Genomic DNA, 23,690 nt, shown 5'->3' with positions numbered 1-23,690 from the left:
TTAGCGCCTCTGGTTGCCCTGGCGACGCAGCATGAAGGCCAGCCGCTCCAGCAGCTGGGTGTCCTGCTCGTTCTTGACGAGTGCCCCGGCCAGCGGCGGTATCGCCTTCACCGGGTCGCGCTGGTAGAGCGCCTCTCGGGCCAGTTCGTCTGCCATCAGAAGCTTCAGCCAGTCCACCAGCTCCGAGGTGGAGGGCTTCTTCTTGAGGCCCGGCGCCTCCCTGAGCTCGAAGAACACCTCCAGCGCCTCGCCCACCAGCTTCGGGGCGATGTCGGGGAAGTGCACGTCGACGATGGCCTGCATGGTCGCCCGGTCGGGGAACTCGATGTAGTGGAAGAAGCAGCGGCGCAGGAAGGCGTCGGGCAGCTCCTTCTCGTTGTTGGAGGTGATGACGATGATCGGGCGGTGGCGCGCGGTCACGGTCTCGCCGGTCTCGTAGACGTGGAACGCCATGCGATCCAGCTCGTGGAGCAGGTCGTTGGGAAACTCGATGTCTGCCTTGTCGATCTCGTCGATCAGCAGCACCACGCGCTCGTCGGCGGTGAAGGCCTCCCACAGCTTGCCGGGCTTGATGTAGTTGGCGACGTTCTCCACGCCCTCGACGCCCAGCTGGGAGTCGCGCAGGCGGCTCACCGCGTCGTACTCGTAGAGCCCCTGGGCGGCTTTGGTGGAGGACTTGATATGCCAGGTGATCAGCCGCGTGCCCAGAGAGGCTGCCAGCTCCTCGGCCAGCAGGGTCTTGCCGGTACCCGGCTCGCCCTTGATCAGCAGCGGTCGCTGAAGGGTCACGGCAGCGTTGACCGCCTGCTTGAGGGCCTCGGTGGCCACGTAAGTGGAAGTGGAATCAAACGCCATGGAGTGTGTGCCTCGACAGATCGTCACGAATGGGGATATTCGAACAAGTGTACGGAAGGGCGGCGATGGCGACAAATCACGCCTCTTCAATGCTCCTGCAGTGGCCGGTACGCCTCCACCAGGATCGCCGGGTCGTGCTCGGCGTGGCCGCGGGTGGCATGGGCGCGCATCAGCTGGGCGGCGAGGGCGCTCATGGGGGTGGCGCTGCCGCTGCGCTGGCTCTGGGCCACCGCCAGGTCGAGGTCCTTGAGCAAGGTGCGCAGGTGCCAGGGCGGGTCGGCGAAGGCGCTCGCCGCCATGCGCGGGGTGAGGATCTGGAAGGGCCTGGAGTCCGCGAAGCCCCCGGAGAGCGCCTCGACGAGCCGGCTGGCCGCCACGCCGCTGGCCTCGGCCAGCGCCACCATCTCGGCGAGCACCGCGGCCTGGCAGCCCACCACCATCTGGTTGCACACCTTGGTGACCTGGCCGGCGCCCACCGGGCCCATGTGGGTGACCCGAGCCGCCATGGGGGCGAGGGCCGGGCGGATGGCATCGATGGCGTCCGCCTCGCCGCCGGCCATCATCACCAGGCTGCCGGCCTCGGCGCCGGCCACCCCGCCGGAGACCGGGCAGTCGATCCAGCCCATCCCGCACTGCGCCTCGAGCCGTGCGGCGAAGTCGCGGGTGGCCGCCGGGTCGCTGCTGGAGAGGTCGATCAGGGTCTGGCCCGGGCGTCCGTGCTCCGCCACGCCGCCCTCGCCGAACACCACCTGCTCCACCACGGCGGTATTGGCCAGGCAAAGCATCACCACCTCCACGCTCGCCACCAGCTCGCCGACGCTGGCGGCCACCCGGGCGCCGGCCTGGCCCAGCGCCTCGGCCTTGGCGGGGGTTCGGTTCCAGACGGTCACATCGAAGCCGGCTTCCAGCAGCCGGCGGGTCATGGGGTCGCCCATCAGGCCGATGCCGATGAAGCCGAGTCGGGGTTGCGTCACGAGCTGCTCTCCATCCGGGAAAGCGTCAGAATGCGCGACCGAGCTTTCGGCATCAAGCGCATCGGCCGCGAACGGGGCTGGCCGCCGCCAGAAGAGCGCGCTAGTGTCAAACGCTGACCGCGCGGACGCCAACCGGCCGCGCCACGCCATGACGAAGGAAACCGCCATGCCTCAGCCGCTTCAACCCACCCACCTCGCAGGGCTTCACGCCCACGGGGCCTGCTGCTGCGGCTCGCCGCTGCTGCAGCGCTTCCACGAGCGCATGATGGCGGAGATCAGCCGCCGCCACTTCCTGGGCGGAACCGCCGCCGTCATGGCGCTGTTTGCCGGCCTGCACGCCCCCTCCGCGGTGGGGGAGGCGCCGAAGGAGCGCGAGGGTCCGCTGCTGCTGACCCGCCTGCGTCTGTTCGACGGCAGCGGGGCGCCGCTGCGCGACGATGTGGCGGTGCGGGTGGAGGCGGGGCGCATCGCGGCGCTGCTGCCCGGTGACGCCGACCCCGAAGGGGCCGAGGTGATCGACTGCGGCGGGCGGGTGCTGATGCCGGGGCTGATCGACGCCCACTGGCACACCACCCTGGCGGGCATCACTCAGGTGGCGGCGATGACCGCCGACGTGGGTTACGTGCATCTGGTGGCGGCCCGGGAGGCGGAGCGCACCCTGATGCGCGGGGTGACCAGCGTGCGCGACGTGGGCGGGCCCTCCTTCGCGCTCAAGCGCGCCATCGACGAGGGCATCGTGGCCGGTCCCAGGATCTTCCCCGCCGGCGCCATGATCTCCCAGACGTCGGGCCACGGCGATTTCCGCCTGCGCCACGAGGTGCCCCGCGGCAGCGCCACGCCGCTCAGCGAACAGGAGCGCCAGGGGGTGGCGGCGATCGCCGACGGCGAGGCCGAGGTGCTGCGCCGCACCCGGGAGCAGCTGATGCTGGGCGCTTCCCAGATCAAGCTGATGGCCGGCGGTGGCGTAGCCTCCACCTACGATCCCCTGGACAGCACCCAGTTTACCGAGCGCGAGCTGCGCGCCGCGGTGGAGGCCGCCGAAGACTGGGGCACCTATGTGATGGTGCACGTCTACACGCCGCGGGGAATCCAGCGCGCCCTGCGGGCGGGGGTGCGCTCCATCGAGCATGGCCAGCTGGCCGACGAGGAGAGCGTGCGCATGATGGCCGGGGAGGGCGCCTGGTGGAGCCTGCAGCCCTTCCTGCAGGACGAGGACGCCAACGTCTATCCCGACGCCGCGCGCCGCGAGTCCCAGCGCCGGGTCGCCGAGGGCACGGTGCGCGCCTATGAGATGGCCCAGCGCTTCGACGTCAAGACGGCCTGGGGCACCGATATCCTCTTCAGCCCCCAGAACACGCCGAACCAGCTGCGCCACCTGGCCAAGCTCACCCGCTTCTACGACCCCCTGACGGCCCTGGCCATGGCCACCGGGCGCAACGGCGAGCTGCTCGCGCTATCGGGCCCACGCAACCCCTATCCCGGCACTCTCGGGCGCATCGAGCTTGGCGCCCTGGCGGACCTGCTGGTGGTGGACGGCGACCCGAGCCGCGACCTCGATTTCCTTAACGACCCGGAGCGCAACCTGCGGCTGATCATGAAGGGTGGTCGTATCCACAAGGAGCGCCTGGGAGAGGGTTCATGAAGGCCCGGCGGCTTCCACTGCACCTGGCCCTCGGGCTTGCCGCGGTGGGGCTCACGCCCCCCGGCCTGACGTCTCTGGTCCATGCTGACGAGGAGGGCTGGCGTTTTCAGCTGACCCCCTATGTGTGGATGGCCGGCCTGTCGGGCGACGTCCGCCCCCTGGCGGGCGCCCCCACCGTCAGCACCTCTCGGGGGGGTGGCGAGGTGCTCGAGGACCTGGAGAGTGCCTTCTTCATGACTGGCAGCGCCCGGCGCGATCGCTGGGTGCTGCTGGGAGACCTCAGCTGGGCCTCGCTGGGTCACGAGGCAACGCTGGCCCCCGGCATCGTGGCCGAGGGCCGGCTGCGTCAGGGCTCGGTGACGGCGCTGGCAGGCTACCAGGTGGTGAGCGAGGGGGCGCATCGCCTGGATCTGCTGGCGGGGGCGCGGGCCTGGCGGATCGAGGCCGAGGTAGGCGTGCCGGCCTTGGGGCTTTCGGCCAGCGACACCGAGCGCTGGGTCGACCCGCTCCTCGCCGTGCGGCTGCGTTCGGCCTGGAGCCCGGCCTGGTCGACGCTGCTGAAGGGAGATGTCGGCGGCTTCGGGGTCGGGTCCGACAGCACCTGGCAGCTGGTGGCCACTGCCAATCTGGCGGTAAGCGACACCCTGCATCTTTCCGCCGGCTATCGCCACCTGGTGGTGAAGCGTGACGAGGTAGACACTCGCCTCGATGTGTCGATGAGCGGCCCGCTGCTGGGGGCCACCTGGCGCTTCTGACCCTGGCCCTTGCCTCGCCATGGCGCATTTCGCGCCTGCGGGGCGCCCGGACGGTGCAGTGCGGCACACCGCGGCTTCGCTGGAATGCCTGTCTGAGGCCGCGGGTTCTCCTATCCTTTTGTAAGTAAAGCTGTCTTCTGATTTCTGGCCCGCTCTTCGCAATAGCAAAGGCATGATCGCTGAATCACCCGGCGATCCACGAGTGAGCTGGCGTGCTCCACCTGGTCCCCTTCGGGGGACCTTTTTTATGCCTGGCAGCCTGGGTTTATGCTTGGCAGATCGCCCTGCTTGGTCTACATTAATCAAAAATGTAGAAATTAATCCTTGAGCCGCCACGGAACCTACGCCATGAGCCAGATCACCCCCGTCACCTGGGAAGACCCCTTCCGCCTCGTCGACCAGCTCAGCGAAGACGAGCGCATGGTCCACCAGACCGCCCACGACTACTGCCAGGAGAAGCTCCTGCCGCGGGTGCTGGAGGCCAACCGCCACGAGATCTTCCACCGCGAGATCATGAACGAGATGGGCGAGCTCGGCCTGCTGGGCTCCACCATCGAAGGCTACGGCTGCGCCGGGCTCAACTACGTCAGCTACGGCCTGGTCGCCCGGCAGGTGGAGCGGGTCGACTCCGGCTATCGCAGCGCCATGAGCGTGCAGTCGAGCCTGGTGATGTACCCCATCCACGCCTTCGGCAGCGAGGCCCAGCGCGAGAAGTACCTGCCCAGGCTGGCCACCGGCGAATGGGTCGGCTGCTTCGGCCTCACTGAGCCTGACCACGGCTCCGACCCGGGCGGCATGGCGACCCGTGCCACCCGCACCGACGGCGGCTGGCGCCTTAACGGCACCAAGACCTGGATCACCAACTCGCCCATCGCCGACGTCTTCGTGGTCTGGGCCAAGGATGACGAAGGGGTGATCAACGGCTTCATCCTCGAGAAGGGCATGAAGGGCCTCTCCGCGCCCAAGATCGAGGGCAAGTTCAGCCTGCGCGCCTCCATCACCGGCCAGATCGCCATGCAGGACGTGGAGGTCTCCGACGAGGCGCGCCTGCCCAACGTCACCGGCCTCAAGGGCCCGTTCTCCTGTCTCAACCGCGCCCGCTTCGGGATCGCTTGGGGCGCTATGGGCGCGGCCGAGGCGTGCTGGCATGCGGCACGCAACTACACCCTGGAGCGCAAGCAGTTCGGCCGCCCGCTGGCCGCCAATCAGCTGATCCAGAAGAAGCTGGCCGACATGCAGACCGAGATCGCCCTGGGCCTGCAGGCGGCGCTTCGCGTGGGTCGCATGATCGACGATGGCCAGCTCGTGCCCGAGGCGATCTCGCTGATCAAGCGCAACAACTGCGGGAAGGCGCTGGACATCGCCCGGGTGGCCCGGGACATGCACGGCGGCAACGGCATCAGCGACGAGTACCACGTGATCCGCCACGTGATGAACCTCGAGGCCGTCAACACCTACGAGGGCACCCATGACGTCCACGCCCTGATTCTCGGTCGCGCCCAGACCGGCCTCCAGGCCTTTACCGGGTAACAGGGAGCCCAAGATGAGCGGACCGCTGGAAGGCATCACGGTGCTCGACATGTCGCGGGTGCTGGCCGGTCCCTGGGCCGGCCAGCTGCTCGCCGACCTTGGCGCCCGGGTGATCAAGGTCGAACACCCCGAGCGGGGCGACGACACCCGGGGCTGGGGGCCGCCCTGGCTGGCCGAGGGGGACTCCCTGGAGCAGGTGGCCGCCTACTACCTCTGCGCCAACCGCGGCAAGCAGTCGCTGGCCGTGGATATCGCCAGCGAGGAGGGGCAGGCGCTGGTGCGCCGGCTGGCCGAGGGCGCCGATATCCTGCTGGAGAACTTCAAGGTGGGCGGGCTTGCCAAGTACGGCCTCGACTACGCCAGCCTCCAGGCGCTTAATCCGCGCCTGATCGGCTGCTCCATCACCGGCTTCGGCCAGGATGGCCCCTACGCCCATCGCGCCGGCTACGACTTCATGATCCAGGCCATGGGCGGGCTGATGAGCCTGGGCGGCGAGCCTGACGGCATGCCGATGAAGACCGGGGTGGCGATCACCGACGTGATGACTGGGCTCTACGCCAGCGTGGGGGTGCTGGCGGCGCTCCAGGAGCGCAGCCGCACCGGGGTCGGTCGCCATGTGGATGTGGCCCTGCTCGATGTCCAGGTGGCGACGCTGGCCAACCAGGCCCTCAACGCCCTGGTCAGCGGGGAGAATCCCGAGCGCCACGGCAACGCCCACCCCAATATCGTCCCCTACCAGGCCTTCGCCTGCGCCGATGGCCACCTGGTGCTTACCGTGGGCAACGACGCCCAGTTTGCCCGCTTCGCTCGGCTGCTCGGCCACCCCGAGTGGGCCGAGGACCCGGCCTATGCCACCAATGCGGCGAGGGTCGGCAACCGCGAGGTGCTGGTGCCGCTGATCCAGGCGATCCTGATGACGCGTTGCCGCGATGAGTGGCTCGCCGAGCTGGAGGCCAGGGGTATCCCCGCCGGGCCCATCAACACGCTGACCGAGGTCTTCGACGATCCCCAGGTGCTGCACCGCGGGATGCGCTGCACCCTCCGGCGCGGCGAGCTTGAGGTGCCCCAGGTGGCCAGTCCCCTGCGCTTCGACGGCGAGTCCGCCACCAGCGCGGTGGCGCCACCGCGCCTCGGCCAGGACAGCGATGCCATCCTGGCCGAGGTGGGCCTGTCGCCGGACGATATCGCCCGGCTGAGAAGGGCCGGGGTGGTGCGTTAGCGGGGCGAGAAGCGGCGGGTCAGCCCCATCTCGGCGATCATCCGGGTGGAGATCTCCTCCACCGAGAAGCGGGTGGTATCGATGCAGGGGACGTGGAGCTGACGATAGAGGCTCTCGGCCTGCTCGACCTCCTGCATGCACTGGTCCATGGAGCTGTAGCGGCTGTTGGGCCGGCGCTCGTGGCGGATCGCCGCCAGCCGGCGCGGGTCGATGGTCAGCCCGAACAGCTTGTGGCGGTGGGGCGCCAGGGCCTTCGGCAGCTTGAGGGTGCCGTCCTCGTCGAGGTCGTCCTCGGTTAGGGGGTAGTTGGCGGCGCGTATGCCAAACTGCAGCGCCAGGTAGAGCGAGGTGGGGGTCTTGCCGCAGCGCGATACCCCGACCAGGATCACATCGGCCTTGTCGTACTGATGAGTACGGGCGCCGTCGTCGTTGTCCAGGGCGAAGTGCACCGAGTGGATGCGGTCCATGTAGACTTCATCGGTGCCGATGGCGTGGGTGCGGCCGACGCTGTAGCTGGAGCGGGTGCTCAGCTCCTGCTCCAGGGGCTCCAGGAAGGTGGAGAAGATGTCGACCTTGAAGCCTTCCGCCTGGCGGATCACGTCGCGGATGCGGGTATCGACGATGGTGTCGATGATGATCGGCTTCTCGCCATCGTGCACCGCGGTGCCGTTGATCACCTCCACCAGGTTCTCGGCCTTCTCGACAGAGTCGATATAGGGCTTGGTGACCATGCGGATCTCGACGTTCTCGAACTGGGCCAGCAGGCTGCGCCCAAGGCTCTCGGCGGTGATGCCGGTGCCGTCGGAGATGAAGAAGGCGGTACGGGTCATGTGGTAGCCAACGTCTCGTGGTGAAAGTCTGGCCATTGTCGGTGCCGCGACGACGGCTAACAAGCCTCATTTATCGGACATATTGTTAGGCGACTACATAAAAGCCCGAAAAGAGCCCATTGTTGTAAAAATCCTCCATTGCCTTCGCTGTTAGACCAATGGCGAATATGGCCAGCTCTTGGTAGAGTGCCGACCATCCCATCATGCCTCGCTGGCATGATCACCTGTCGTCGAAAGCCAAGGGGGTTCCGTGGACGATTATATTCTGTGGTTCGATGAGCTGGGCATGGACGATGTGGAGCGCGTGGGGGGCAAGAACGCCTCCCTCGGCGAGATGATCTCCAACCTGGCGGGTGCCGGGGTGACCGTGCCCGGTGGTTTCGCGACCACCGCCCACGCCTACCGCGAATTCCTCTCCCACGAAGGGCTCAACGAGCGCATCAACGCCGCACTCGCCACTCTGGACGTGGACGATGTCACCGCCCTGGCCCGCACCGGCGCCGAGATCCGCCAGTGGATCATCGACACCCCGCTGCCGCCCACCTTCGAGCAGCACCTGCGCACCGCCTACGACCAGCTCCTCGCCCAGCACCCCAACCTCAAGGTGGCGGTGCGCTCCTCGGCCACCGCCGAGGACCTGCCGGATGCCTCCTTCGCCGGCCAGCAGGAGACCTTCCTCAACATCGAGGGCTTCGACAACATCAAGCGCGCCGTGCACGAGGTGTTCGCCTCGCTGTTCAACGACCGCGCCATCTCCTACCGGGTGCACCGCGGCTACGCCCACGAGAACGTGGCGCTCTCCGCCGGCGTGCAGAAGATGGTGCGCTCCGAGACCGGCGCCTCCGGCGTGATGTTCACCCTGGACACCGAGTCCGGCTACCGCGATGCCGTCTTCGTCACCGCCTCCTGGGGCCTGGGCGAGACCGTGGTACAGGGGGCGGTGAACCCCGACGAGTTCTATGTCCACAAGCCGACCCTGGCCGCCGGTCGCCCCGCGGTGCTGCGCCGCAATCTGGGCTCCAAGCTGATCAAGATGGTCTACGGCAAGGAGGCCAGCGCCGGCAAGTCGGTGCAGACCGTGGATGTACCCCTCAAGGAGCGCGGCCGCTTCTGCATCAACGATGAGCAGGTGATGGCCCTGGCCCGCCAGGCGGTCACCATCGAGGAGCACTACCGGCGCCCCATGGACATCGAGTGGGCCCTGGATGGCGACGACGGCAAGCTCTACATCGTCCAGGCCCGCCCCGAGACCGTGGTCTCCCAGCAGGAGGGCGGCACCCTGGAGCGCTTCCAGCTCAAGGAGAAGGGCCGCAACCTGATCGCCGGTCGTGCCATCGGCCAGCGCATCGGCCAGGGCACCGTCAAGGTGGTCTTCTCGCCGGAGGACATGGACAAGGTGAAGCAGGGCGATGTCCTGGTCACCGACATGACCGACCCCGACTGGGAGCCGATCATGAAGCGCGCCTCGGCGATCGTCACCAACCGCGGCGGGCGTACCTGCCACGCGGCGATCATCGCCCGTGAGCTCGGCATTCCGGCGGTGGTGGGCTGCGGCGACGCCACCGAGGTGCTGGCCGACGGCCGCGACGTGACCGTCTCCTGCGCCGAAGGGGATACCGGCCATGTCTACGAGGGGCTGCTGGCCTTCGATCGCAGCGTGACCAGCGTCAACGCCATGCCCGAGATCCCCTTCAAGATCATGATGAACGTCGGCAATCCCGACCGCGCCTTCGGCTTCGCCAGCCTGCCCAGCGCCGGCGTCGGCCTGGCGCGCCTGGAGTTCATCATCAACCGCATGATCGGCGTGCACCCCAAGGCGCTGCTCGACTATGACCGCCTGCCCGCCGACCTGCAGCAGACCATCGACCTGCGCACCGCCGGCTACGCGAGCCCGGTGGATTTCTACGTCGACAAGCTGGTGGAGGGCATCAGCACCCTGGCGGCGGCCTTCTATCCGGAGCGGGTCATCGTGCGCCTGTCGGACTTCAAGTCCAACGAGTACGAGAACCTCATCGGCGGCAAGCTCTACGAGCCCGGCGAGGAGAACCCCATGCTCGGCTTCCGCGGCGCCGCCCGCTACATCTCCGACGCCTTCCGCCCCTGCTTCGAGCTGGAGTGCCGGGCGCTGAAGCGGGTTCGCGAGGAGATGGGCCTGACCAACGTCGAGATCATGGTGCCCTTCGTGCGCACCCCGGAGGAGGCGGGCCAGGTGGTCGAGCTGCTCGGCGCCAACGGCCTCAAGCGCGGCGAGCACGGCCTCAAGGTGATCATGATGTGCGAGCTGCCGGCCAACGCCCTGCTGGCCGACGAGTTCCTCGAGCACTTCGACGGCTTCTCCATCGGCTCCAACGACCTGACCCAGCTCACCCTGGGGCTGGATCGCGACTCGGGCATCGTCGCCCATCTCTTCGACGAGCGTAACCCGGCGGTCAAGAAGCTGCTGGCCATGGCCATCCAGGCCTGCAGGGCCCAGGGCAAGTACGTGGGCATCTGCGGCCAGGGCCCGTCGGATCACCCGGACCTCGCCAAGTGGCTGATGGAACAGGGAATCGACTCTGTCTCCCTCAACCCGGATGCGGTGCTCGAGACCTGGTTCATGCTGGCCGGTGAAACCCTGGGCTAAGCCCCTCGCAACGCCAGAGGGCCATGGCGCCCGGTCGACCTCCAGTCGGCCGGGCGTCTTTCGTCTATGCTGACAGACTCCCGCTGATTCGATGTGACAAGGAGCCTGTCCATGACCCTGCCCGCCGTTCCCTTCCGCCGCCGCCTGCTGGTGCCGGTGACCGCCGCCCTGATGCTCGGCCTGCCGCTCGCCGCCCAAGCCGAGGTGGCCTTCCAGTACGACCTGCCGGCCATCGCCCCCGAGGTCGCCTCCGAGACCCAGGAGAAGCCCGGCTGGGCCACGGAGCGCTTCGCCGTGGCCGCCGCCAACCCCCTGGCCACCGACGCCGGCTACCAGGTCCTGAAAGCGGGGGGGAGTGCCATCGATGCCGCCGTGGCGGTGCAGATGGTGCTGACCCTGGTGGAGCCCCAGTCCAGCGGGATCGGCGGCGGCGCCTTTTTGATGCACCACGACGGTGACGAGGTGGCCGCCTATGACGGCCGCGAGACCGCGCCGGCCGCCGTGAGCGGTGAGCTCTTCCTCGACGAGGAGGGCGAGCCGCTGCCCTTCATGGAGGCCGCCGCCAGCGGGCTCTCGGTGGGGGTGCCCGGCACCGTGCGCATGCTGGAGCTGGCCCACGCCGAGCACGGCCGGCTGCCCTGGGCGGAGCTCTTCGGCCCGGCGATCCGGCTGGCGGAAGAGGGGTTCGCGGTGAGCCCGCGCCTGGCCACCAGCCTCGCAAGCGAGCAGCCGCTGCGCGACGACCCCCTGGGCGGCGCCTTCTACTACCCGGACGGCGAGCCCCTCGAGGCCGGTACCCGGCTGAAGAACCCGGCCCTGGCCGCCATCCTGCGCGAGATCGCCGAGCAGGGAAGCCGGGCTCTCCACGAGGGGCCCATCGCCGAGGACCTGGTGGCCCGGGTGCAGGGCCACCACAGCCGCGCTGGCGCCATCACCGCCGAGGATCTGGCCGGCTACGCGGCGAAGCGGCGCGACCCGATCTGCACCGCCTGGCAGGCATACGAGGTCTGCGGCTTCCCGCCGCCCTCATCGGGGCATCTCACCGTGATGCAGATCCTCGGCATCCTGGAGCACCTGCTCGAGGTGGAGACGCCCGTGGCGGAGGGCGTGCCCAGCGAGCCCTGGCTGCACCAGTTCCTCGAGGCCTCGCGGCTGGCCTTCGCCGACCGCGGCCGCTACATCGGCGATCCGGACTTCGTGGAGGCTCCGGGCGGAGACTGGTCGGTGATGCTTGCGCCCGACTACCTGGCGCTGCGCGCCGCGCTGATCGGCGAGGAGAGCCTGGGCAGCGGCGGGGCAGCGCCCGGCAATCCCGGGGAGCTCGCCGTGACCTGGGCCAGCCAGCCCGAGCAGCCGGAGTACGGCACCAGCCATATCAGCATCGTCGACGAGCATGGCAACGCCATCGCCATGACCACCACCATCGAGGCTGCCTTCGGCTCGCGGATCCTCGCCGACGGCGGCACCGGCCTGGCCGGCGGCTACCTGCTCAACAACGAGCTGACCGACTTCTCCTTCGCCCCGGAGGATGAGGATGGCCGGCCCATCGCCAACCGGGTGGAGCCCAACAAGCGGCCCCGCTCCAGCATGAGCCCGACCCTGGTGTTCGACCGCGAGAGCGGGGAGCTGGTGGCGAGCCTGGGCTCGCCCGGCGGGGCGGCGATCATCCACTACACTGCCAAGGCGCTGGTGGCGATGCTCGACTGGGGGCTGGATGCCCAGGAGGCGCTGGACCTGCCCCACGCCATCACCCTGGGCGGGCCGGTGTTCCTGGAGGAGGGGCGCTTCCCTACCGACACCCTGGAGGCGCTCAACGCCCGTGGCCACGACGCCAGCGAGCGCGAGCTGGTCAGCGGCCTGCAGGCGATCCAGCGCACCGAGACGGGCTTCTTCGGCGGCGCCGACCCGCGCCGGGAAGGGGTGGTAATGGGCGACTAGCCCCTCTGGCCATCAGGAGCGCAGCCAGTTCCTGAGCTTCACCAGCAGCAGGGCGCCGTCGCCGAGTTCGCGGCGGTCGTCCAGCAGCTCAGCGAGCAGCGCGGGGCGGTCGGTGATGATGGCGTCGACGCCGAGGTCGATCAGCTGAGACATCCGCGCCCGGTCGTTGATGGTCCAGGCATGGACCTCGTAGCCATAGCGCCGGGCCAGGCGGATCTCGTTCTCGGTGATGCGGTTGTGGCGCAGCCCCAGGGCATCGAAGCCGCGCCGGTCCAGGGTGCCGGGCAGGATCAGCTGGGCCAGCAGGGTGACTCTGAGCGCGGGTTCCCGGGCCTTGATCTCTCGGGCCAGGGCCGGTGACATGGTGGCCAGTCGGGTCTCGCCGATCACGTCGGGGTCGCCGCAGGCCGCCGCCGCCTGGGGGTCCGGGGCCTCTTCATGGCAGGCTCGCCTCAGCTGCGCTTCCCGGTGCAGCCTTGCCAACACGCCTTCGGCCAGGGCCAGCTCCCGGCCGGGGTCGGGCTTCAGGTCGATCATCAGGGCGCTCCTGCCGCGCACCGCCGCCAGGGCCTCGTCGAGGCCCGGTATCCGCTCCCCCTGGAAGGCGTCGCCGAACCAGCTCCCCACGTCGAAGCCGTCGAGCTCCTCCCGGGTCAGCTCGCCGAGGTCGCGCGGATCGCCGGTCAGCCGGGTGAGGCTGCGGTCGTGGAACAGCACGATCTCGTCGTCGGCGGTGAGGCGCACATCCAGCTCCACGTAGTCGCTGCCATCCAGGATGGCCTGCTCCACGGCGGCCAGGGTGTTCTCCGGGGCGGCCATGGAGCTGCCGCGGTGGGCGATGATGGCGACCTCGTCGCGCAGCTCGAAGCTGTTGACGATCAGCCACGCCTGGGAGAGGGCGAAGGCGATCACCCCGAGCTCCAGGGCCCAGGCCAGGCGCCCCGGATGCGCCCCCTTGGGAGGCGGCGCCGGGCGCGGCTCGCGGTGGGCCAGGCGCAGGAGGAGGCAGACCGAGAGCAGGGCGTTGGCGGCAATACCGACGAAGGTGATGGCCAGGGTGATCAGCACATAGGCGGTGAGATAGGCCAGGGTCGCCGGTATCAGGACGGCATTGCGTTCGGGCAGCCACCAGAGCAGCGGGGTGAAGAGGCGGTCGAAGAGCAGGGTGGTCAGGAAGGGCAGGGCGATGATCAGCAGCAGCAGGCCGACCACCGCCAGGGCGATGGGGCCCTTGCGACCGTGGGTGAGTCGGTGGCTGCGCGCCAGCGCCTGGTGGGGCCAGATGCCCTCCATGGCCACCAGCGGCAGGGCCAGGATCCAGCGAAAGTAGAGAGTGGCGGCGATCGCCGCCCAGGCCAGCACCAGTGGCAGGCTGATGGCCAGGAACTGCCAGAGTGCGGGAGGGCGCACCCGCTGCACATAGTAGGGGTCGAGCCCACCCAGGAAGGTGCCGTAGAGCCAGGCGATGGCGAGCGCCACCGGAATCAGCAGCAGCAGGTGCGCCCCCACCTGAACCACGACCAGGGCCGCGAGCTGGGGCAGTCGGCGCAGGGTCCACCAGAGCGCCTCGAAGGCCAGGCGCAGATGGTTGTCCCGGGGGCGGGCCGCCACCAGGATCATCCCGGCCTGCTGCAGGTAGAGCACCAGGAAGGTGAGGCCCACGGCGGCAAGCAGCCACAGCGCCCCGCCCGCGCTCATCAGGATATCGATGAGCTCGGCGTTGGTGATGACGGTGCGGCCGAAGCGGGCCAGCAGGTGGGTCAGGGTCCAGGCCACCGCCGGCAGCAGCAGCAGCGAGGCCAGCAGGGTGAAGAAGAGATGATAGGCGATCAGCGGGCGCAGGTGCTCGCGCAGGGTGCGCAGCAGGTCCCGGTTCAGCTGTGCGAGAGCCAGCATGGCATCGTCAGTGTCAGGAGTATGGGGTCAAGGGTGACACCCGGGGGCGCCGGACCGCAAGGGCCCGGCGCCTCAGCGGGCAGTCAGCCCTCCAGCGGCAGGCGCTCGCTGGCCACCACGATGCCGTTGTTGTCGGCGTAGAGCCACTCGCCCGGGGAGAGTGTCACGCCGGCGAAGGTCACCGGGATATCCCGCTGGCCTTCGCCGCGCTTCTCGCTCTTGCGGGGGTGGGCGCCCAGCGCCTGGACGCCCAGCTCGGTCTCGGCCAGCACGTCCACGTCGCGCACGCAGCCGTACATGATGACGCCGCTCCAGCCGTTGTCGGCGGCCTGCTCGGCCAGCATGTCGCCCAGCATGGCGCAGCGCGTCGAGCCTCCGGCGTCCACCACCAGCACCGCCCCCTCGCCGGGCTCGGCTACCGCCTCCTTGACAAGGGAGTTGTCCTCGAAGCACTTCACGGTGCGGATCGGCCCGCAGAAGGACTCGCGGCCGCCGAAGTTCACGAACAGCGGGTCCAGAACGCGCACTTCGGGGTGGGCGTCGCAGATATCGGGAGTAATGATATGGCTCACGTCGGGCTCCTTGCTTGGGCTCGGGTTGCGGAAAGGCGTCAGGCCCGATGATGCCACAGCCCGCAGGGGCGCCGCAGGACGGCTTTGGTGGGAGACCAGACGAAAAAAGCGCCCCCGGAGGGGCGCTTCTGTCATCGGCTCAGGCCGCCGCGGAGGCGGCCATTCGATGTTGCGAGCATCGGAGTCGAAGCTGAGGATATCAGAATAGCGGCGATCAGGCTTCCTGAGCGACCGGAATCACGTTGGACGCGATCTTCTGATACTCCTCGATCTCGTGGAAGTTCATGTAACGATAGATCTCGCCGGCCATGGCGTCGAATTCGCCCATGTAGCGGCGGTATTCATCGACGCTCGGCAGGCGGCCTTCCACGGCGGCCACGGCCGCCAGTTCCGCGGAGGCGAGGTAGACGTTGGCACCGTCGCCCAGGCGGTTCGGGAAGTTCCGGGTGGAGGTGGAGACCACGGTGCTCTTGGCGGCAACGCGAGCCTGGTTACCCATGCACAGCGAGCAGCCCGGCATCTCCATGCGTGCGCCGGCGCGGCCGTAGATGCCGTAGTAGCCTTCCTCGGTCAGCTGGTGCTGGTCCATCTTGGTGGGCGGGGCCAACCACAGACGGGTCTTCAGGCTGCCGGCCGGCTGCTTCTCGAGCAGCTTGCCCGCGGCGCGGAAGTGACCGATGTTGGTCATGCACGAGCCGATGAAGACCTCGTCGATCTTCTCGCCGGCCACGTCGGAGAGCAGGCGGGCGTCGTCCGGATCGTTCGGGGCGCAGAGGATCGGCTGGTCGATCTCGTCCAGATCGATTTCGATGACCTCGGCGTACTCGGCGTCCTTGTCGGCGCGCATCAGGCTCGGGTTGGCCAGCCACTCTTCCATGCCCTGGATGCGGCGGCTGATGGTGCGCTCGTCACCGTAGCCGTTGGCGATCATCCACTTGAGCAGGGTGATGTTGGACTTCAGGTACTCGCTCACGCTCTCTTCGGACAGCGTGATGGTACAGCCCGCGGCGGAGCGCTCGGCGGAGGCGTCGGAGAGCTCGAAGGCCTGCTCGACGGTGAGGTCCTCGAGGCCCTCGATCTCCAGCACGCGACCGGAGAAGGCGTTCTTCTTGCCGGACTTCTCGACGGTCAAGAGCCCCTTCTGGATGGCGTAGTAGGGGATGGCGTGGACCAGGTCACGCAGGGTGACGCCAGGCTGACGCTTGCCCTTGAAGCGCACCAGCACGGACTCCGGCATGTCCAGCGGCATGACGCCGGTGGCGGCGGCGAAGGCCACCAGGCCGGAGCCTGCCGGGAAGGAGATGCCCAGCGGGAAGCGGGTATGAGAGTCGCCGCCGGTGCCCACGGTGTCGGGCAGCAGCATGCGGTTCAGCCAGCTGTGGATGATGCCGTCGCCCGGGCGCAGGGAAACGCCGCCGCGGTTCATGATGAAGTCGGGCAGGGTGTGGTGGGTGTTGACGTCCACCGGTTTCGGGTAGGCGGCGGTGTGGCAGAAGGACTGCATCACCAGGTCGGCCTGGAAGCCGAGGCAGGCGAGGTCCTTGAGCTCATCGCGGGTCATCGGCCCGGTGGTGTCCTGGGAGCCCACGGTGGTCATCTTCGGCTCGCAGTACATGCCCGGGCGCACGCCCTCCATGCCGCAGGCCTTGCCGACCATCTTCTGAGCCAGGGTGTAGCCCTTGCCGGTGTCGACCGGCTGCTCGGGCAGGCGGAAGACGTCGGAGGCGGGCAGGCCCAGGGACTCGCGCGCCTTGGTGGTCAGGCCGCGGCCGATGATCAGCGGGATACGGCCGCCGGCGCGGACTTCATCCAGGATCACCTGGGTCTTGAGCTCGAAGGTGCTGAGCACTTCGTCGGTGCCGTGCTTGCACACCTTGCCCTCGTAGGGGTAGACGTCGATGACGTCGCCCATCTCGAGCTTGGAGACGTCCATCTCCACGGGCAGGGCGCCGGAATCTTCCATGGTGTTGAAGAAGATCGGGGCGATCTTGCCGCCGAAGCAGAAGCCGCCGGCGCGCTTGTTGGGCACGTTCGGGATGTCGTCACCGAAGAACCACAGCACGGAGTTGGTGGCGGACTTGCGCGAGGAGCCGGTGCCGACCACGTCGCCCACGTAGGCGACCGGGAAGCCCTTGGCCTTCACTTCCTCGATCTGCTTGAGCGGACCGGTGGTGCCGGGCACCTCGGGCTTGATGCCCTCACGCTCGTTCTTGAGCATGGCGTTGGCGTGCACCGGGATGTCCGGGCGCGACCAGGCATCGGGAGCGGGGGAGAGGTCGTCGGTGTTGGTCTCGCCGGGCACCTTGAAGACGGTGAGGGTGATCTTCTCTTCCAGGGCGGGCTTGGAGAGGAACCACTCGGCGTCGGCCCAGGACTGGATGACGTCCTTGGCCACGGCGTTGCCGGCCTTGGCACGCTCTTCCACGTCGTGGAAGGCGTCGAACATCAGCAGGGTGTGCTTGAGCTGCTCGCCCACTTCCTTGGCCAGCTCGGCGTCGTCCAGCAGCTCGACCATGGAGACGATGTTGTAGCCGCCCTGCATGGTGCCGAGCAGCTTGACCGCGTGGACCTTGTCGATCAGCGGCGACTCGGCCTCGCCCTTGGCGATGGCGGTGAGGAAACCGGCCTTCACGTAGGCGGCCTCGTCAACACCCGGCGGAACGCGGTTGGTGATCAGGTCGAGGACAAACTCCTCTTCACCTGCCGGCGGGTTCTTCAGCAGCTCGACCAGTGCGGCGACCTGTTCAGCGTTCAGCGGCTTCGGCGGCACGCCTTCGGCGGCGCGCTCCTCGACATGTTGGCGATAGGCTTCAAGCACGTTGGGGCCCTCATTGCTAGTGAAGCCAGAGTGACCCGACCCGGCACGTAACCTGCCGATACGGCTCCTCTGGCGCGGGAGTCAGGGGTACGGCACCCCCCGTCCAGTTGGCCGCGATTCTACGGTAAGCTGTCGACAATGTTAAGCAAGCCCCGCCCCGCGGGGCCTTGCACTTTGGTCGGCGCTGTGTGGGTTTGACTACAGCGGACGTCGCCGAAAAGGAAGCGCTTGGCGCCGGCAGGCACCGGCGCCGACAGCGTCAATCGCGCTCGGCGACGAAGGCGTCGAAGGCTTCCAGCGCCTGGGCGGCGGTGGTAAAGGAGGGGCCTCCGCCCATGTAGATGCACACGCCGATCATCTCCATCACTTCCTCGCGGGTCGCCCCCAGCTCGGCTGCCGCCTTGGCGTGAAAGGCGATGCACCCTTCGCAGCGCACGCTGATCCCGATGGCCAGGGCCATCAGCTCCTTGTGCTTGTGGGAGAGGGCCGCGTCCTTGTTGGCGCCCTTGGCCATCTGGGTAAAGCCCTTGACGACGTCGGGGTTGCCCTTGCCGACCTCCTGCATCAGGGCCGAGAGATCCTGGGTCGTCTTTTTCCAATCCTTGTGCATGGCGATTCTCCTCGATGAGTGGCGGGATATAACTAAACGGTCGATTGATAGATTGAAACTACCATGCCACGGCATCTCCCGTATTGTCGCGGGTCAAATCGCCGCATCGCGTCCGTGGCTCGGGGCGCAGGACCTGCGGTGGCTGCTAAGGTGTCATCAAGGGCTGAAGAGGAGCTGACGATGGTAGCCAACCTGTTCGAGGGGATTCCCGACACTCTCCCCGAGGAGCGCTTCGAGGAGCTCGTCAAAGGGAACTCGGTCACGGTGGAGCGCATCGTCTCCCGGGGGCATGCCTCGCCGGAGAGCGGCTGGTACGACCAGCCGCGCCACGAGTGGGTGCTGGTGCTCCAGGGGCGCGGCGTGGTCGCCTTCGAGGAGGGCGAGGAGGTGACGCTCGGCCCGGGGGACCATCTGCTGATCCTCGCCCACCGACGGCACCGGGTCGCCTGGACCGAGCCGGACGAGGCGACCGTCTGGCTGGCGGTGCACTACGAGTAGCGCGGCACCAGGGAGGCACACATGGAGAAGGTCCCACGCACGCTTCGCCGCATCCTGCTGCTGGTGGTCCTGGCCCTGCCGGTGGCGGCCTGGCAGCTGTGGCTGGCGCCGGCCCGGGAGGCGCGCCAGGCCTGGAGCGGCACCCTGGTCGAGACGACCCGCAGCCCCAGGCTGCTGCGCCTCGACGCGCCGGGGACCCACCGCCGCCCCAGGGACTACCACCATGTCTGGCATGTCGACCTGGACGGCGGCGGGGTCCGGGAGGTGGAGGTGCCCCACCGGCTCTGGCACCACGGTGAGCCGGGCCTGCCGGTGGTGAAGCGCCGCGGCGAGCGCTGGCCCGAGATCGACACCGAGGCGTATCGCGACCAGCAGCGGCGTAACCGGGAGGGGACCCGGCGAGTCCTCGAGGTGCTGACCGGGCAGTAGAGTTCCTCCGGCGGGTGTATCACACTGGCCGAAATGGCTCGCTGCAAGGGACCGACGATGCGCCTGAGGGTACTTTCGGATCTTCATCTGGAACACTTCGACACTGCGAGGGAGCTGCCGGAGGTCAGCGCCGATGCGGTAATCCTGGCCGGTGATATCCATGCCGGTACGCGAGGCCTCGGCTGGGCGGCGGAGCGCTTCGCGGGCACGCCGGTCCTCTATGTACCCGGCAACCACGAGTTCTACGGCACCTGCATGCCGGCCCTGCGCCGTGAACTGGCCGGCGAGGCCGCCCGGCTGGGCATCCACCTGCTGGACAATCACACCCTGACCCTCGGCGGTGTACGTTTCCACGGCACGACCTTATGGACCGATTTCGCCCTCCATGCCGACCAGCCCGATCACGACCCGGCGCTGACCGAGGCCAGGGCGCTGGCCCTGATGCCGGATTTCCGCATCATCGAGCAGCCGGAAGGGGAGGTCTTCACCCCGGCCGAGAGCCGCCGCCTGCATGCCGAGGCGCTGGCCTGGCTTGCGGCGGAGCTTGCGGAGCCGTTCAGCGGTCCCCGGGTGGTGATCAGCCACCATGCCCCCCTGGCCGAGGGTATTCCGCCGCGCTACCGCGGTGATGCCCTTTCGCCGGCCTTCGCCTCCCATCTGCCGCGGCTGATGGGCCGCATGGACCTCTGGGTCCACGGCCATGTGCATGAGCCGGTGGATCTGGAGATCGAGGGCACTCGCGTGGTCGCCAACCCTGGCGGCTATCCCGACGAGTTCGACCCGCCGCTGTTCACAGCGGATCTGATCATCGAGGTGCCGGCTATATGACCTGGCTGATCGGCCTCTACCTGCCGGCGAGCCTGGCGGCCCTGCTCCTCTATGGCATCGACAAGGCGGCGGCGCGGCGCGATCGCCGCCGCATCCGCGAGTCGACCCTGCACCTGGTGGCCCTGGCGGGGGGCTGGCCTGGGGCGCTGCTGGCGCGGCGCGCCTTCCGTCACAAGACCCGCAAGCAGCCCTTCGGCGCCATCCTCTGGGGCTGCGTGCTGCTCAATGTCGGCCTGGTGGCGTGGCTGGCCACGGCAGAGGCCGCCGCGGGGCTGAGCCGGCTGGTGGGCCTCGGGTAGTCGGCTTGCCGACTCTCCACGGCGTTCACATGGGGGTGCTCGCGACTGCCGGGCCGGCATACCGTCCGAACTGCAGCTCGGCCAGGTGGCGGTAGAGCGGGCTCGACGCCATCAGCTCGGCGTGGCGGCCGGCGGCCACCAGGCGGCCCTCATCCAGCACCAGCAGCCGGTCCGCCGCCACCACCGTGGCCAGCCGGTGGGCGATCACCAGGCTCGTGCGCCCCGCCATCAGCCGGTCCAGGGCCTGCTGCACCAGCCGCTCGCTCTCGGCGTCCAGGGCGCTGGTGGCCTCGTCGAGCAGCAGCACCCGCGGATCCTTGAGCAGCGCCCGGGCGATGGCCAGGCGCTGGCGCTGGCCGCCCGAGAGCTGCACCCCGCCGGGGCCGAGGGGGGTGTCGAAACCCTGTGGCAGCGCCTCGATAAAGGCCAGGGCGTTGGCGTCCCGGGCCGCACGGCGCAGGGCCTCGGCATCGGCATCGGGGTCGCCGTAGCGCAGATTGTCGGCCACCGTGCCTGAGAAGAGCACCGGTTCCTGGGCCACCAGGCCCAGGGCCGAGCGCAGCGCGCCGGGGTCCAGGTCGCGCAGGTCGATGCCGTCCAGGCGCAGGGTGCCGGCGTCGGGGTCGTGGAAGCGCAGCAGCAGGGCGAGCAGGGTGCTCTTGCCGGCCCCGGAGGGCCCCACCAGAGCGACTCGCTCGCCCGGTCGGATGGTCAGGTCGAGGCCGGCCAGCGCCGGGGTCTCTCGCCCCGGGTAGGTGAAATGCACACCCTCGAAGCGCAGCTCGCCGGCGAGTGGCGCAGGCAACGCTACCGGGTGGAGCGGGGGTGCGATGTGTGGCCGGGTATCCAGCAGCTCCAGCAGGCGCTCTGCCGCGCCGGCGGCCCGCTGCACGTCGCCGGCCACTTCGGCCAGGGTCGCCACGGCGCCGGCCGCCAGCACCGCATAGAAGACGAAGGCCGAGAGCTCGCCGGCGGTCATGGTGCCGGCCAGCACCGCCTGGCCGCCCTGCCAGAGCATGATGCCCACCGCCGTGAAGACTGCCAGCATGGCAAGCCCGGTCAGCCAGGCCCGCTGGCGGGTGCGAGTCACGGCGCTGGCGAAGGCCTCTTCGACCCGCATGGCATAGTCGCGCCGGTCGCGCGCCTCGTGGGTGAAGGCCTGGACGGTGCGGATGCCGGAGAGCGCCTCGTCGGCATAGCGGCCGAGCTCGGCCACCCGGTCCTGGCTGGTGCGGGAGAGGCGGCGCACCCGCCGTCCGAACCACAGGATCGGCAGCACGGTGGCGGGAATGCCGAGCAGGACGATGGCCGAGAGCCAGGGCTGTGTCGCGACCATCAGCGCCACCGCGCCGACCAGCATCAGCAGGTTGCGCAGGGCAAGCGACACCGAGGAGCCGAAGAGGCTCTGCAGCACGCTGGTATCGGCGGTGAGCCGGGAGGTGATCTCGCCGGCAGCCTGGCCGGGGGCCCGCGCGCTCTCGAAGAAGCCCGGCTCCAGGGTCAGCAGGTGGTCGAAGACCCGGCGGCGCAGGTCCGCGGCCAGCCGCTCGCCGATCCAGGTCACCAGGTAGTAGCGCAGCGCCGAGGCCAGAGCGAGCACCGACACCACGGCAAGCATCAGCCCCAGGGTGCGGCCCAGGGCGTCGCCGTCGGCGGCTATGAAGCCGCGGTCGATCACCAGGCGCAGCCCCTGGCCGAGCAGCAGGACGCTGCCCGAGGCCGCGAGCAGGGCCAGGCCGGCCAGGGCCAGGCGGTAGCGATAGGGGGCCAGCAGGCCGAGCAGGCGCAGCAGCACCCTGGGGTGCGGGCGTGAGTCCATTCCATGCCTCGTGGGAAGTCGCGGAGCGTGCTGCGACCATAGCAGGCTACTGGCCCGGCTGCATGAGGGGCGGCTTGGGCGCGACGCGATGCCGCTTGAAGGCGCCGGTGCCGAGCACCATATTCCCTTCGTCCCCCTTTGATCCGGAGATTCCCATGTCCGACACCTTGACCCTGGGCTGCCCGCACTGCCACGCTATCAACCGCGTTAGCCAGGCGCGCCTTGCAGATGGCCCCAGGTGCGGCAAGTGCAAGTCCCCCTTCTTCACTGGTGAGCCGGTCGAGCTGACCGAGACTAACTTCCGTGCCCTGGTGGAGCGCAGCGAGCTGCCGGTGGTGGTGGACTTCTGGGCCGCCTGGTGCGGGCCCTGCAAGATGATGGCGCCGATCTTCGCCGAGGCGGCTCGTGAGCTGGAGCCGCGCATGCGCTTCGCCAAGCTCGACACCGAGGCAGAGCAGCCCCTGGCTGGGCGCTTCGGCATCCGCAGCATTCCTACCCTGATCGTATTCAGAAACGGTCAGGAGGTGGCTCGGCAGCCGGGACTGCTGCAGCCTGCACAGCTGCGGCAGTGGCTGGCACCCCATCTAGCAGGGTAGTGAGCTCCGGCCGCCAGAGGGTGGCAGCGAGGCGCGGCGGCTGGCCCGCCGGTGGCAGGCCGGCGACCACTACGCGGTTGCGTCCCGCCGCCTTGCCGGCGTAGAGGGCGCGGTCGGCGCGCAGCAGGGCGTCGTCGAGGCGCGTCTCGCTCTTCGCCAGCTCGCCGACGCCGACCGTCACGCTCAGCGGCGTTTCCGGACCCAGCTGGGGAAGCGCCAGGGTGCTGATTCGCTGGCGCAGCCGCTCGGCAACGCACGCCGCGGTAGCGAGATCGGTAAGGGGCAGTGCGATCACGAACTCCTCGCCGCCGTAGCGGCCGAGCACGTCGCACTCCCGCAGCACGCTGCGGCAGCCGGCGGCTACCTGCCTGAGCACCTCATCGCCGACGGCATGGCCGTAGCGGTCGTTGAGCCGCTTGAAGTGGTCCACGTCCACCATGCAGATCGCCAGCGGCGTGCCGTCGCGTCGCGCTCGGCGCAGCTCCTGTTCGGCCAGCTCGAAGAAATGCCGGCGGTTGGCAATGCCGGTCAGGGCGTCGGTGCAGGCCATCTGGCGCAGGCGGGCCTCTAGGGCCCGGCGTTCCTTGATCTCCTCGGTGAGGCGCCGGTTGGTCGCCCGCTCCTCCAGCAGCAGCGCGAGCTGCTGGCGGCGCAGCCGGTTGAGGTAGGTGATCGCCAGCCAGCCCAGCAGGCCGTTGAGCAGCAGCAGAAGCAGGCCGGCCAGCAGCAGCCCGGGGGGCAGGGTATCGTGAACGGCGATCACGATCAGAGCCGCGCAGAGCAGATAGCCGTTGCCGGCCAGCAGCCAGGGCAGGCGGTGCGGCCGGAAGTGGTGAAGGGTGGCATGAACCCCGGGAATGATGCGCATCGGCGATGCCCCATGGCGGTCCGCTGGCGTGATTCACGTCGTCTGGGTCCACTCTAGATCAGGGGCTGCCGGGCAGACACAGCGATTTCGC

The 23,690-nt window shown here is 69.0% G+C and carries 20 protein-coding genes; 11 read left to right on the top strand and 9 right to left on the bottom strand.

What is annotated here, in order from left to right; translation table 11 throughout:
* Together NHL60_RS11660 and NHL60_RS11655 are read right to left on the bottom strand one after the other, a co-directional pair.
* Positions 1–855: a MoxR family ATPase gene (locus NHL60_RS11660; RefSeq protein ID WP_253443460.1), complete on the bottom strand. Its 855-nt coding sequence runs from the start codon at positions 853–855 to the stop codon at positions 1–3.
* 86 nt (positions 856–941) lie between these two features.
* Positions 942–1,829: an NAD(P)-dependent oxidoreductase gene (locus NHL60_RS11655; RefSeq protein ID WP_253443458.1), complete on the bottom strand. Its 888-nt coding sequence runs from the start codon at positions 1,827–1,829 to the stop codon at positions 942–944.
* 166 nt (positions 1,830–1,995) lie between these two features.
* On the opposite strand from NHL60_RS11655, the gene NHL60_RS11650 reads away from it, so the two are divergent.
* The 4 genes from NHL60_RS11650 to NHL60_RS11635 all read left to right on the top strand — a co-directional run bounded on the left by NHL60_RS11650 (position 1,996) and on the right by NHL60_RS11635 (position 6,975).
* On the top strand, positions 1,996–3,471 hold the full coding sequence (locus NHL60_RS11650; RefSeq protein ID WP_253443457.1) for an amidohydrolase family protein: 1,476 nt from the start codon (positions 1,996–1,998) through the stop codon (positions 3,469–3,471).
* Positions 3,468–4,226 (top strand): hypothetical protein, encoded by a 759-nt coding sequence (locus tag NHL60_RS11645; protein ID WP_253443455.1) that lies wholly within the window; start codon positions 3,468–3,470, stop codon positions 4,224–4,226. Before NHL60_RS11650 ends, NHL60_RS11645 begins: the two co-directional genes overlap by 4 nt.
* A gap of 348 nt (positions 4,227–4,574) precedes the next feature.
* Positions 4,575–5,756 (top strand): acyl-CoA dehydrogenase, encoded by a 1,182-nt coding sequence (locus NHL60_RS11640; protein WP_253443454.1) that lies wholly within the window; start codon positions 4,575–4,577, stop codon positions 5,754–5,756.
* A gap of 13 nt (positions 5,757–5,769) precedes the next feature.
* Complete coding sequence (locus NHL60_RS11635; protein ID WP_253443452.1) at positions 5,770–6,975, top strand: CaiB/BaiF CoA-transferase family protein; 1,206 nt, start codon at positions 5,770–5,772, stop codon at positions 6,973–6,975.
* Here NHL60_RS11635 and NHL60_RS11630 read toward each other — a convergent pair.
* Entirely contained in the window at positions 6,972–7,805 is an 834-nt protein-coding gene (locus tag NHL60_RS11630; RefSeq protein ID WP_253443450.1) for a pyruvate, water dikinase regulatory protein, read from the bottom strand. The two genes, NHL60_RS11635 and NHL60_RS11630, sit on opposite strands and share 4 nt — an antisense overlap.
* Positions 7,806–8,055: 250 nt before the next feature.
* Here NHL60_RS11630 and ppsA point away from each other — a divergent pair, with 250 nt between their 5' ends.
* Together ppsA and ggt are read left to right on the top strand one after the other, a co-directional pair.
* Positions 8,056–10,428: a phosphoenolpyruvate synthase gene (gene ppsA / locus NHL60_RS11625; RefSeq protein WP_253443448.1), complete on the top strand. Its 2,373-nt coding sequence runs from the start codon at positions 8,056–8,058 to the stop codon at positions 10,426–10,428.
* A 111-nt stretch (positions 10,429–10,539) separates the two neighbouring features.
* Positions 10,540–12,366, top strand: a complete 1,827-nt coding sequence (ggt, locus tag NHL60_RS11620) for a gamma-glutamyltransferase (RefSeq protein WP_253443446.1) — start codon at positions 10,540–10,542, stop codon at positions 12,364–12,366.
* A gap of 12 nt (positions 12,367–12,378) precedes the next feature.
* On the opposite strand, the gene NHL60_RS11615 is transcribed toward ggt, so the two are convergent.
* The 4 genes from NHL60_RS11615 to NHL60_RS11600 form a co-directional block, all read right to left on the bottom strand.
* On the bottom strand, positions 12,379–14,262 hold the full coding sequence (locus tag NHL60_RS11615) for a glycerophosphodiester phosphodiesterase family protein (protein WP_253443444.1): 1,884 nt from the start codon (positions 14,260–14,262) through the stop codon (positions 12,379–12,381).
* An 83-nt stretch (positions 14,263–14,345) separates the two neighbouring features.
* A complete protein-coding gene (rraA, locus tag NHL60_RS11610) occupies positions 14,346–14,834 on the bottom strand; it encodes a ribonuclease E activity regulator RraA (RefSeq protein WP_253443442.1) in 489 nt (162 codons plus the stop codon).
* A 214-nt stretch (positions 14,835–15,048) separates the two neighbouring features.
* On the bottom strand, positions 15,049–17,652 hold the full coding sequence (gene acnB / locus NHL60_RS11605) for a bifunctional aconitate hydratase 2/2-methylisocitrate dehydratase (protein ID WP_253443440.1): 2,604 nt from the start codon (positions 17,650–17,652) through the stop codon (positions 15,049–15,051).
* A 259-nt stretch (positions 17,653–17,911) separates the two neighbouring features.
* A complete protein-coding gene (locus NHL60_RS11600; protein ID WP_253443438.1) occupies positions 17,912–18,262 on the bottom strand; it encodes a carboxymuconolactone decarboxylase family protein in 351 nt (116 codons plus the stop codon).
* A gap of 180 nt (positions 18,263–18,442) precedes the next feature.
* Here NHL60_RS11600 and NHL60_RS11595 point away from each other — a divergent pair, with 180 nt between their 5' ends.
* The 4 genes from NHL60_RS11595 to NHL60_RS11580 are packed head-to-tail and all read left to right on the top strand — an operon-like array spanning position 18,443 to position 20,316.
* The gene (locus NHL60_RS11595; protein ID WP_253443436.1) at positions 18,443–18,760 is read left to right on the top strand and encodes a cupin domain-containing protein; all 318 of its coding nucleotides are present in this window, start codon (positions 18,443–18,445) and stop codon (positions 18,758–18,760) included.
* A gap of 21 nt (positions 18,761–18,781) precedes the next feature.
* Complete coding sequence (locus NHL60_RS11590; RefSeq protein ID WP_253443434.1) at positions 18,782–19,189, top strand: hypothetical protein; 408 nt, start codon at positions 18,782–18,784, stop codon at positions 19,187–19,189.
* A gap of 57 nt (positions 19,190–19,246) precedes the next feature.
* Positions 19,247–20,017 (top strand): metallophosphoesterase, encoded by a 771-nt coding sequence (locus NHL60_RS11585; protein ID WP_253443432.1) that lies wholly within the window; start codon positions 19,247–19,249, stop codon positions 20,015–20,017.
* Entirely contained in the window at positions 20,014–20,316 is a 303-nt protein-coding gene (locus NHL60_RS11580; protein ID WP_253443430.1) for a DUF1294 domain-containing protein, read from the top strand. The genes NHL60_RS11585 and NHL60_RS11580 overlap by 4 nt, the downstream gene beginning before the upstream one ends.
* Positions 20,317–20,341: 25 nt before the next feature.
* Here the strand turns inward: NHL60_RS11580 and NHL60_RS11575 are convergent, their stop codons facing one another.
* On the bottom strand, positions 20,342–22,135 hold the full coding sequence (locus NHL60_RS11575) for an ABC transporter transmembrane domain-containing protein (protein ID WP_253443428.1): 1,794 nt from the start codon (positions 22,133–22,135) through the stop codon (positions 20,342–20,344).
* A gap of 155 nt (positions 22,136–22,290) precedes the next feature.
* On the opposite strand from NHL60_RS11575, the gene trxC reads away from it, so the two are divergent.
* Positions 22,291–22,731, top strand: a complete 441-nt coding sequence (gene trxC / locus NHL60_RS11570) for a thioredoxin TrxC (protein ID WP_253443426.1) — start codon at positions 22,291–22,293, stop codon at positions 22,729–22,731.
* On the opposite strand, the gene NHL60_RS11565 is transcribed toward trxC, so the two are convergent.
* The gene (locus NHL60_RS11565) at positions 22,643–23,599 is read right to left on the bottom strand and encodes a GGDEF domain-containing protein (protein WP_253443424.1); all 957 of its coding nucleotides are present in this window, start codon (positions 23,597–23,599) and stop codon (positions 22,643–22,645) included. The two genes, trxC and NHL60_RS11565, sit on opposite strands and share 89 nt — an antisense overlap.
* Between the last annotated feature and the right edge of the window lie 91 nt (positions 23,600–23,690).

The sequence above is a fragment of the Halomonas sp. Y3 genome (genome assembly GCF_024137965.1).
GTDB classification, from domain to species: domain Bacteria; phylum Pseudomonadota; class Gammaproteobacteria; order Pseudomonadales; family Halomonadaceae; genus Halomonas; species Halomonas mongoliensis.
The sequence above is the reverse complement of the archived record's forward strand: the minus strand, read 5'-3'. Positions and strand labels throughout refer to the sequence as shown.